The organism is Novosphingobium sp. (assembly GCF_041915465.1).
Classification (GTDB): domain Bacteria; phylum Pseudomonadota; class Alphaproteobacteria; order Sphingomonadales; family Sphingomonadaceae; genus Novosphingobium.
Genome location: NZ_JAYSBK010000013.1, coordinates 36,883 through 45,274, shown reverse-complemented (window position 1 = coordinate 45,274; position 8,392 = coordinate 36,883). Strand labels below are relative to the sequence as shown.

General features: G+C 64.8%; 13 protein-coding genes. 8 read left to right on the top strand and 5 right to left on the bottom strand.

The features are described from left to right. From ACE3SN_RS04325 to ACE3SN_RS04315, 3 genes are all read left to right on the top strand, one after another. Positions 1 to 490, top strand: a 490-nt coding sequence (locus tag ACE3SN_RS04325) for a LysR substrate-binding domain-containing protein (protein ID WP_374527823.1), incomplete at its 5' end; no start/stop codon positions are given. Continuing rightward, positions 490 to 1,152 carry a lysozyme inhibitor LprI family protein gene (locus ACE3SN_RS04320; protein WP_374527821.1) on the top strand — a complete coding sequence of 221 codons (663 nt, stop codon included), beginning with the start codon at positions 490 to 492 and terminating at the stop codon, positions 1,150 to 1,152. The genes ACE3SN_RS04325 and ACE3SN_RS04320, both read left to right, overlap by 1 nt. A gap of 39 nt (positions 1,153 to 1,191) precedes the next feature. Further along, entirely contained in the window at positions 1,192 to 1,923 is a 732-nt protein-coding gene (locus ACE3SN_RS04315; RefSeq protein ID WP_374527819.1) for a peptidylprolyl isomerase, read from the top strand. A 6-nt stretch (positions 1,924 to 1,929) separates the two neighbouring features. Here ACE3SN_RS04315 and ACE3SN_RS04310 read toward each other — a convergent pair whose 3' ends face one another. Further along, on the bottom strand, positions 1,930 to 2,394 hold the full coding sequence (locus ACE3SN_RS04310; protein WP_374527817.1) for a peptidylprolyl isomerase: 465 nt from the start codon (positions 2,392 to 2,394) through the stop codon (positions 1,930 to 1,932). A gap of 103 nt (positions 2,395 to 2,497) precedes the next feature. On the opposite strand from ACE3SN_RS04310, the gene mgtE reads away from it, so the two are divergent. Together mgtE and ACE3SN_RS04300 are read left to right on the top strand one after the other, a co-directional pair. Further along, positions 2,498 to 3,931 carry a magnesium transporter gene (mgtE, locus tag ACE3SN_RS04305; RefSeq protein ID WP_374527815.1) on the top strand — a complete coding sequence of 478 codons (1,434 nt, stop codon included), beginning with the start codon at positions 2,498 to 2,500 and terminating at the stop codon, positions 3,929 to 3,931. 5 nt (positions 3,932 to 3,936) lie between these two features. Then, complete coding sequence (locus ACE3SN_RS04300; RefSeq protein WP_374527813.1) at positions 3,937 to 4,350, top strand: DUF1489 family protein; 414 nt, start codon at positions 3,937 to 3,939, stop codon at positions 4,348 to 4,350. Between the two features lies 1 nt (position 4,351). Here the strand turns inward: ACE3SN_RS04300 and ACE3SN_RS04295 are convergent, their stop codons facing one another. The 4 genes from ACE3SN_RS04295 to ACE3SN_RS04280 are packed head-to-tail and all read right to left on the bottom strand — an operon-like array spanning position 4,352 to position 6,270. After that, positions 4,352 to 4,996, bottom strand: coding sequence for an NrsF family protein (locus ACE3SN_RS04295; RefSeq protein WP_374527811.1), 645 nt, complete (start codon positions 4,994 to 4,996; stop codon positions 4,352 to 4,354). A gap of 4 nt (positions 4,997 to 5,000) precedes the next feature. Continuing rightward, entirely contained in the window at positions 5,001 to 5,525 is a 525-nt protein-coding gene (locus ACE3SN_RS04290) for a sigma-70 family RNA polymerase sigma factor (RefSeq protein WP_374527809.1), read from the bottom strand. After that, complete coding sequence (locus ACE3SN_RS04285) at positions 5,522 to 5,989, bottom strand: DoxX family protein (RefSeq protein ID WP_374527807.1); 468 nt, start codon at positions 5,987 to 5,989, stop codon at positions 5,522 to 5,524. The genes ACE3SN_RS04290 and ACE3SN_RS04285 overlap by 4 nt, the downstream gene beginning before the upstream one ends. Continuing rightward, positions 5,986 to 6,270: a DUF2282 domain-containing protein gene (locus ACE3SN_RS04280; RefSeq protein ID WP_374527805.1), complete on the bottom strand. Its 285-nt coding sequence runs from the start codon at positions 6,268 to 6,270 to the stop codon at positions 5,986 to 5,988. Before ACE3SN_RS04280 ends, ACE3SN_RS04285 begins: the two co-directional genes overlap by 4 nt. A 171-nt stretch (positions 6,271 to 6,441) precedes the next feature. Here ACE3SN_RS04280 and ACE3SN_RS04275 point away from each other — a divergent pair, with 171 nt between their 5' ends. From ACE3SN_RS04275 to ACE3SN_RS04265, 3 genes are all read left to right on the top strand, one after another. Further along, positions 6,442 to 6,726 carry a hypothetical protein gene (locus ACE3SN_RS04275; RefSeq protein ID WP_374527803.1) on the top strand — a complete coding sequence of 95 codons (285 nt, stop codon included), beginning with the start codon at positions 6,442 to 6,444 and terminating at the stop codon, positions 6,724 to 6,726. Between the two features lie 92 nt (positions 6,727 to 6,818). Continuing rightward, complete coding sequence (locus ACE3SN_RS04270) at positions 6,819 to 7,655, top strand: DUF692 domain-containing protein (protein ID WP_374527801.1); 837 nt, start codon at positions 6,819 to 6,821, stop codon at positions 7,653 to 7,655. After that, positions 7,652 to 8,380, top strand: a complete 729-nt coding sequence (locus ACE3SN_RS04265) for a putative DNA-binding domain-containing protein (protein WP_374527799.1) — start codon at positions 7,652 to 7,654, stop codon at positions 8,378 to 8,380. The genes ACE3SN_RS04270 and ACE3SN_RS04265 overlap by 4 nt, the downstream gene beginning before the upstream one ends. Positions 8,381 to 8,392 lie beyond the last annotated feature (12 nt).

Here is an 8,392-nt window from a genome sequence, read left to right as displayed (position 1 = left end):
GCACCTCGAATCGCGCGTCGGCGATACGCTGGACGCCGCGATCGTGCTGGCCAAGAAGCCCGATCCGCAGTTCCATGCGGTGCGGCTGGATCACAACCGGGTCTATGCCTTCACCTCCAAGACCCTGACCGCCGAAATCGGGCACAATCCCGATTCATCGGTGCTGTCGCGGCAGACGTTTCTGATCCACACCGAACTGCCTGACAGCTTCGTGGCGTGGAAGCAGGCGCTTGGCATGAGCGACCTGGAACCGGCTGCAATCGACCATTACGATTCCGGGCAGCTGATCCTTGAAGCCGCCGCCAATGGTCTTGGCATCGCGATCATGCACGACGACCACTTCAACCGCAGCCACGACGCCCGCCTGGCCAAGCTGTTCGACGTGCAGGTCGAAAGCCCCTATTCCTACTGGTTCATTTGCCGCCCCCACGCACTGGAAGTGCGCAGCGTGCGGATCTTCCACGACTGGCTGGTACAGGCCGGGCTGTGATGGGGATGCTGGCCGCTGCCCTGCTGCTTGCCCCGGCGGCCCCATCTGCCGTTTATGCAATGCAAAGTTCGATTACGCCGTCGTTCTCTTGCGAGGGCAGGCTCTCCCCCACCGAGACGGCAATCTGCCAGGATTTCGAACTGGCAGCCTGGGACCGGGCGATGGCGAAGATTTACCCGTTGCTCAAAAAGCAGTCGGAGATCACGCTCGCGGAGCATCGCAGGTGGCTTGGCCAGCGCGATGCCTGCGGCGCGGACGCCAAGTGTATCCTTTCCGCCTACCGAAAGTGGCCAGGCTTTGACGCCAATGTTCCAAGTATTGGCAGCAGCTTTCATCGCAAAGACACCGACTTTGACGACACGGCGGATATGACCGTTCTGCACATCTTTGGCGATTGGTACTATTTCTCGATCATGGCGCTGCACGTCCAAGTGCCGCCCGAAGGCGTCAACGATGGTCAGGCTTGGGGACTGATCGAACTGAAGAACGGCAAGGCCACTTACGACGAAGCGCCGGGTGAGGACTATTCCTGCCGTTTCCATCTCCAGCGCATCAGCGCAAGCCATTGGTCCGTTGAAGAATTCGGCGAAAACACGGTGTGTGGCGGCCTCAACGTGTTTCTCACCGGCGACTACGTTCGTTCAGCCCGTTCCAGGCACTAGAGGCTGGCAAGTTCCGCCGGTCGCGGCATGATTGCGCGCATGAAGCGCCGATTCGTCCTTGCCGCCCTGCCTATCGCCCTGCTGACGCTGACCGGCGCCACCGCCAAGAAGCCTGCTGCCAAGCGTGCGCCTGCCAAGGCTGCCGCCCCTGCGCCAAAGCCCGCGCCGCTGGGCGACACGGTGCGGATCGTGATGGTCACCACGGCCGGCACGATCGAGCTGGAACTGGATCACAAAGCCGCGCCGATCACGACCGAGAACTTCGTCCATTATGTCGACACCCGGCGGTTTGACGGGATGACGTTCTACCGCGCGATGCACCTGCCCTGGGGGGATCAGCCCAATGGCCTGATCCAGGCCGGGCTGCGCGGCAATCCGCAGAAGATCTTCCCGCCAATCGCGCACGAACCCACCAGCCAGACCGGCCTGTCGCACAGGACTGGCGCGATCTCGATGGCCCGCAATGCACCGGGCACGGCAGACGCCGATTTCTCGATCCTGCTTTCGGATCTGACCAGCCTCGATGCCGATCCGGCCTCGCCCAATCCGGAAACGCAGGCAGGCTATGCCGTGTTCGGCCGCGTGGTGACGGGAATGGACGTGGTGAAGGCGATCTGGGATTCGCCAATTTCGCCGGACAAGGGCGAAGGGCCGCTGAAAGGCCAGATGCTCGATCCGCCGGTAAAGATCATCACCGTCCGGCGCGCGCCAGTGCAGGCACCAGTTCAAGCGCCGGCGCCAGCGGCCTCGCCGCCAGCGCCGGTGCAGTAATCAACCTTACGAAATCGTCGCCTTGACGATCTTGCCGGGTTCGCGCGGCGGCTCGCCCTTGGGCAGAGCGTCGACGTGTTCCATGCCTTCTTCGACCGTGCCCCAGACGGTGTACTGGCGATCGAGGAAGGTCGCGTCGTCAAAGCAGATGAAGAACTGGCTGTTGGCCGAGTGCGGGTAGCTGGTGCGCGCCATCGAGCACACGCCGCGCACGTGCGGTTCGTTGTTGAATTCGGCCTGGAGGTCCGGCTTGTCGCTGCCGCCCATGCCGGTGCCCTGCGGGCAGCCGCCCTGGGCCATGAAGCCAGGGATCACGCGGTGGAACTTGATCCCGTCATAGAAGCCTTCGCCGACCAGTTCCTTGATCCGGGCGACGTGGCCGGGGGCCAGATCGGGGCGCAGCTTGATCTTCACGTCGCCGCCCGTGCCGTTGCCGGTATCGAGCGTCAGGGTCAGGTATTCGTCGGCCATTTTGTCTCTCCTGTGAGAATTTGCCACGGGATATAGGCACCTTGCGCACAAAGTCACGCCTTGCCCGGTTGCTTTTGTTTCCGACCGGCCTAGACCACGCCCGATGACTCCCGAGGAATTCGATCCTGACCTGTTCGAAGGCGCGCCGCCGGCGGCCGAGGGCGCGCGGGATTCGGATAGTCTGGACGAGGAAAACACTCTCAAGAAGGACTTCGTCCGGCGCGTCCGCGATGCGCTGGAAGCGAAGGACGACGCTGCGGTCTATGACCTCGTCGAACCGCTGCACCCGGCTGACGTTGCCGACCTGTTCGAACTGCTCGATGCCGATGAGCGTCCGCTGCTTACCAAGGCAATCAGCGACCTCATGGGTAGCGAGGTCTTCGCCGAGCTGAACGACCACGTGCGCGAGCTGCTGGTCGAATCGCTCCCGGCAGAAGCCGTCGCAGACATCGCCGAACAGCTCGACACCGATGACGCCGTCGCGATGCTCGAGGACCTCGACCGCGAGGACCAGGAAGCCGTTCTGGCCGAAATGGAGCCGGAAGATCGCGCCGCGATCGAAACCGCGCTGTCCTATCCGGAGGAATCCGCCGGCCGGTTGATGAGCCGCGATTTCATCGCGGTGCCCGAACACATGACCGTGGGCGACCTGATCGACTTCCTGCGTGAGGGCCACGATCTCGCCAACGAGTTTTGGGAAGTGTTCATCGTCGATGCGCGCCACCATCCGCTTGGCACTTGCGCGCTCAGCTGGATTCTGCGCACTCCGCGCTCGATCGCGCTGACCGACGTGATGAAGCGCGACCAGACCCTGATTCCGGTTTCGATGGACCAGGAAGAAGTGGCGCTGCGCTTTCAGAAATACGCGCTGATTTCGGCCGCGGTGGTCGATGAAAGCGGGCGGCTGGTCGGCCAGATCACGGTCGACGACGTGGTCCACATCATCCAGGAAGAAGCGGGCGAAGACGTCCTGCTGCTGTCCGGTGCGGGCGACGGCGACATCAACGAGCCGATCCAGGTGACGATCCGCACCCGCCTGACCTGGCTGGTGGTAAACCTTGGCACCGCCATCGTTGCGTCAAGTGTGGTCGGGTTGTTCCAGGGCGCGATCGCCAAGTTCGCGCTGCTGGCCGTGCTGATGCCGATCGTTTCGGGCATGGGCGGCAACGCGGGGACGCAAACGCTGGCGGTGATCGTGCGCGCGCTCGCCACCAACCAGCTGACCAGTTCGAACACCTGGCGCATGATCGGGCGCGAGTTCACCATCGCGGCGGCCAATGGCCTCTCGCTCGGCATCATGATCGGGACCGGCGTGGGGCTGATCTTCGGCAACCCGCTGCTAGGCGTGGTGATTGCATCGGCGATGCTGATCAACAACCTGGTCGCGGGCTCGGCCGGTATTCTCGTTCCGTTAACGCTTGACCGGCTCAAGATCGATCCGGCGGTATCGTCCGCTGTCTTCGTGACGATGGCGACCGACGTGATGGGTTTCTTCAGCTTCCTTGGCCTTGCCGTGCTGAGTGGTCTGGCGAGCTGACGGCAATGCCGCTGCATCTCACCAAGGTTGCCTATGGCGCCCAGTCGCTCGACGAGATGCGCGCATGGTTCGCGACGCGCGGTGACGAGGCGCGGCTGCACACGCGCTACCTGCCCAAGCGGATCGACGAGATCGTGCCGCCGGATGGATCCGAACCCGGTTCGCTGTTCTGGATCTTCAAGCACCAGTTGGTAATGCGTTCGCCGATCATCCGTTTCGAGGAAGTCGAAGGCGCCAAGAACCACATCGTGATCTTGCCCAGGCTGATCGAGGTCCACCCCGTGCCCAAGCGCGCCCACCAGGGCTGGCGTTACCTTGAGGCCAAGGATGCCCCCGCCGATCTCGCTGCAGGCGATGCGAGCGGCGATGTCATGCCCGGCGGCATGGCCAGCGAACTGGCGCGTTTGGGACTCGTCTAACCTACCACGCAATCAAGCGCGGGATCACAAGTCGCCCAACAAGGCCTGCAATCACCACCGTTGCTCCGTGCCAGACGCCGATGTGCAGCAGATCGTTGTGCGGGCAATAGAGCGCGACGGCAAAGATCCCCGCGCTGCCGGAAGCCACGCCCGCCATCAGCCCCGCCCGATCCGGCCGCGAGGGCGCGCCGCGCCGCAGCCACAGGGTCAGGACGGCCGCCGTAATCAAGCCCCAGACCAGCCCGAACTTCAGGCAATTGATGCCATCGCTGTCGAGCGTCATGGCCTGGCCGCCCAGCCGCGCGACAAGCCATTGCACCATCGCGGCAAGCGGCAGCACCGCGGCCATCAGCGCCGTCCAGCCCCAGCCCTCGCGCCGGATGCCGACATAGGGGCGCGCCATGTCGATCACCGCCCAGCTGGACGCGAGCGTCAGGACCAGGAACAGCCCGCCCGAAAGCAGCAGCATCGCATCGGGATGCCCGCTGGCAAGATCGCTGCGCAATCCGAACATGGTCACCATGCCCAGCACGCCGGCCAGCAGCGCCAAGATCGCCCGGCCCATCCCCGCGCGCTGGCGCAGCGGACGCACCGGGGCAAGATCGGCAACAAGCCCGGCGATGAAGGTGTCTGGATCGTGGGGCATGGCCTCAGGCTCTTTCAATCATGGCGGCGAGGCGCTTCAGGCCCCGGTGGATGTTCACTTTGATGAGGGATTCGCTCTGTCCCGTCGATTGCGAGGCTTCGGCAACCGACAGCCCCTCGATCCGGACCAGTTCGATCGCCCGGCTCTGCGCGGCTGGCAAGGCTTCGAACAAACGCTCAAGGCTGACGCGGGCGGCAACCGCATCTTCCTCGCTTTCAGCCGCGATGTCGGCTTCGATTGCGGCCTCCTCGCCGCGATAGACCTGCCGCAGGTGATCGACGAAGCGGTAACGGGCGATCGCGCCAAGCCAGGGTGTGAACGGGCGGGCGGGATCATAGCTTGCCAGCTTGCGGTGAACCGACAGCAGAGTGTCCTGCACCAGATCCTCGCATTGCTGGGGAAGCACCCTGCGCCGGTAGAAACGCAGCAACCAGTGCCGCGCCGCTTCGAGCAGCGCGGCATAGGCTTGCCGGTCGCCCCGCTGGGCAAGGCCAGCCAGCCGGGTCAGGGTGGCTTCATCGGCAATCATCTGCGGCGCAGTCCTACCACAAGCGCATCGAGCGAGAACAGCCCGCCCCCGCGCACGATCAGCATCAGCGCCAGCGCCGCCCACAGCGAATGGTCGGGCCACCAGGCATCGGGATAGACAAAGACCTGAATGGTCAACGTCATCGCCAGCAGCCCGACAGCCGCGCCGCGCGTGAACAGCCCTGCAACCAGCAGGATCGGCAGGATTTGCTCTCCCGCATTGCCCAGCACGGCGGCGAGGTCCGGCGGGAGGGGCACCCCGGCATATTCGGTGCGAAACAGCTCGACCGTGGTGTCGGTCAACTGGAACCAGGTGCCCTCCACCACTTTGGTCTGGCCAGAGCGCCAGAACACCCCGCCCAGTGCGAGCCGGGCAAGAACCAGCGCCAGCCCTTCGGGCAGACGCCGTTCCAGTTGGCGCGTCAGGGTGTCATATCCGGCAACAGCCTTGGTGACTGCGCTCACGGCTGGGGTTCCAGCGTCCCATGGCCCTTAGGCGTCTTGATCGAGAGGCAGGTACCGGCCTTGACCAGCTTCCACGCATTGCCCTGGTAATCACGCGTGGCGCTGCCGGCGCAGCTGGTGCCGGGTCCGGCCTTGCAATCGTTCTGCCCGGCCTTGGCGATGCCATAGCACTTTTCCATCGCGGGCTTCGCGGCCGGATTGGCGGCATGGGCCGAAGTTGCGGCAGCGGCAACAGCGGCGGCAGCAATGGCGGCAAGGGTCGTTGCGGTCTTGGTAGGCACGAAGGCATCTCCTTTAGTGGTGATGCCTGCCAATTCGCGCCTGATCAGAGGAAGGTTACAGCACCGGCCCGAAAAAAAATTTGCGCCGTCCTGTAACCTGCAGCCACTCTGCCACGAATCTGCTCATGCCACTTCGGCAAGACTTTCCATCCCTTAGAGCGGAGACAATTCATGACCCCCATCAAGACCGGCGCCAGCCTGGCCTCAAGCGTTGCCATGTTCGCGCTGAGCGCGCTGGCCCATGCCGCCCCCCCGCCCGCCGGTAGCACCGGCGCGGCGGTTGCATCGACCGACATGGTCCATTGCTACGGCGTCAACAGCTGCAAGGGCACAGCCGACTGCAAGACCACCCAGCACGACTGCAAGGGCATGAACGAGTGCAAGGGCCACGGCTTCAAGGCGCTCTCGGCGGGTACCTGCCTTTCCAAGGGCGGAACGATCGGCGACGTGAACTGATCACCCCCTAACCAGGCCCGGTCGGTCCAAACGCCCCCCTTGTCCTGCCGGCCGGGCCACCCCTTCCTTCCTGCCACTTGCGGACCCTTGCGATGCCTGACGCGATCCCCGTTTTCACCGGCTTTGGCCTGGGCCTGCGCAAGCAGCATCACCGCGAATTTCTCGACGCCGACCAGCCGGTCGACTTCGTGGAAATCATCTCGGAAAACTTCATGGCCTGCGGAGGCCGTCCGCTCGCCACGATCGAGGCTGTGCGCGAACGGCTGCCGGTCGCGATGCACGGGGTTTCGATGTCGCTGGGTTCAACCCAGGGCCTTAGCCGCGACTACCTAGCCGAGCTCAAGGCGCTGGCCCGCCGGATCGATCCCCTGTGGATTTCCGATCACCTGTGCTGGACCGGGGTCGACGGACTCAACACCCATGATCTGCTGCCGCTGCCCTATACCGAGGAAGCACTGGCGATCTGCGCCGCCAACATCGCGCTGGCGCAGGACGTGCTGGAACGGCCGCTGCTGATCGAGAACCCGTCGAGCTATGTCGCCTTTCCCGACAACACCATGCAGGAATGGGAATTCCTGACCGCGTTGACCGAACGGACCGGCTGCTACCTGCTGCTCGACGTCAACAACGTCTATGTCTCCAGCGTCAACCACGGCTTCGATCCCGCCGCCTTCCTGCGCGGCATTCCGGCGGAACGTGTGCGCCAGATGCACCTCGCCGGGCATAGCGCCGGGCCCGGGGGCATGTTGATCGACACCCACGACGCGCCGGTCCGCGCCGAAGTCTGGACGCTCTACCGCGAGGCCGCCGCCCGGTTCGGCCCCGGCGCGACGATGATCGAGCGCGACGACGCCATCCCGCCGCTGGGTGAACTGCTCGGCGAACTGGCAATCGCGCGCAAGATCGCCGGGGAAAGGCTTGCCGCATGACCCTGGCCCAGTGGCAGCACCAGTTCCGCGCCGAAATTGCCGCCGCCGACGATGGCCTGCCTCCGTCATCGACCGGGATGGCGATCTATCGCAACGCCTATCGCGCCCGGTTGGACCAGGCGCTCGAAACGTCGTTCGAGCTCACCCGCAAATGGGTCGGCGAAGAAAGCTTTGCCGCCGCGGCCGCGCATTACATCCTGACCTCGCCCCCGCGCAGCTGGACGCTCGACGCCTTTGGCCTGGGCTTTCCCGCGCTGCTGGAGGAACTCTTTGCAAACGATGGCGAAGTTGCCGAACTCGCGTGGCTCGAATGGGCCATGCAGCAGGCCTTCGCTGCGGCGGACAGGCCAGCACTCGACCTGGCCGGATTGGCCGCCGCCGGGCTTTCCCCGGCCGATTGGGACGCGCAGCGCTTTGCCATGGCCCCCGGCTTTGCTGCGCGCGAAGTACGGACGGCCTGCACCGCGCTGTGGCAGGCGCTGGCCGATGGCAATGCGCAGGACTTCGATCCGGCAGCCCCCGGTCCGCAATGGCTGATCGTATGGCGCAGCGGCTATTTCCCGCGCTATCGCCTGCTGGATGCCGACGAGTTCGCCGTGCTCGATGCGCTGGCCGCCGGCCATCCGCTAGGTGAAGCGCTGACCCGCGGCGATCCGCAAAGGCTTGGTCCCTGGCTCGCCGGATGGCTGGAACAGGGCTTGTTCTCGCCGCTTCCCGCGCGCTAGGCCTTGTTCCCA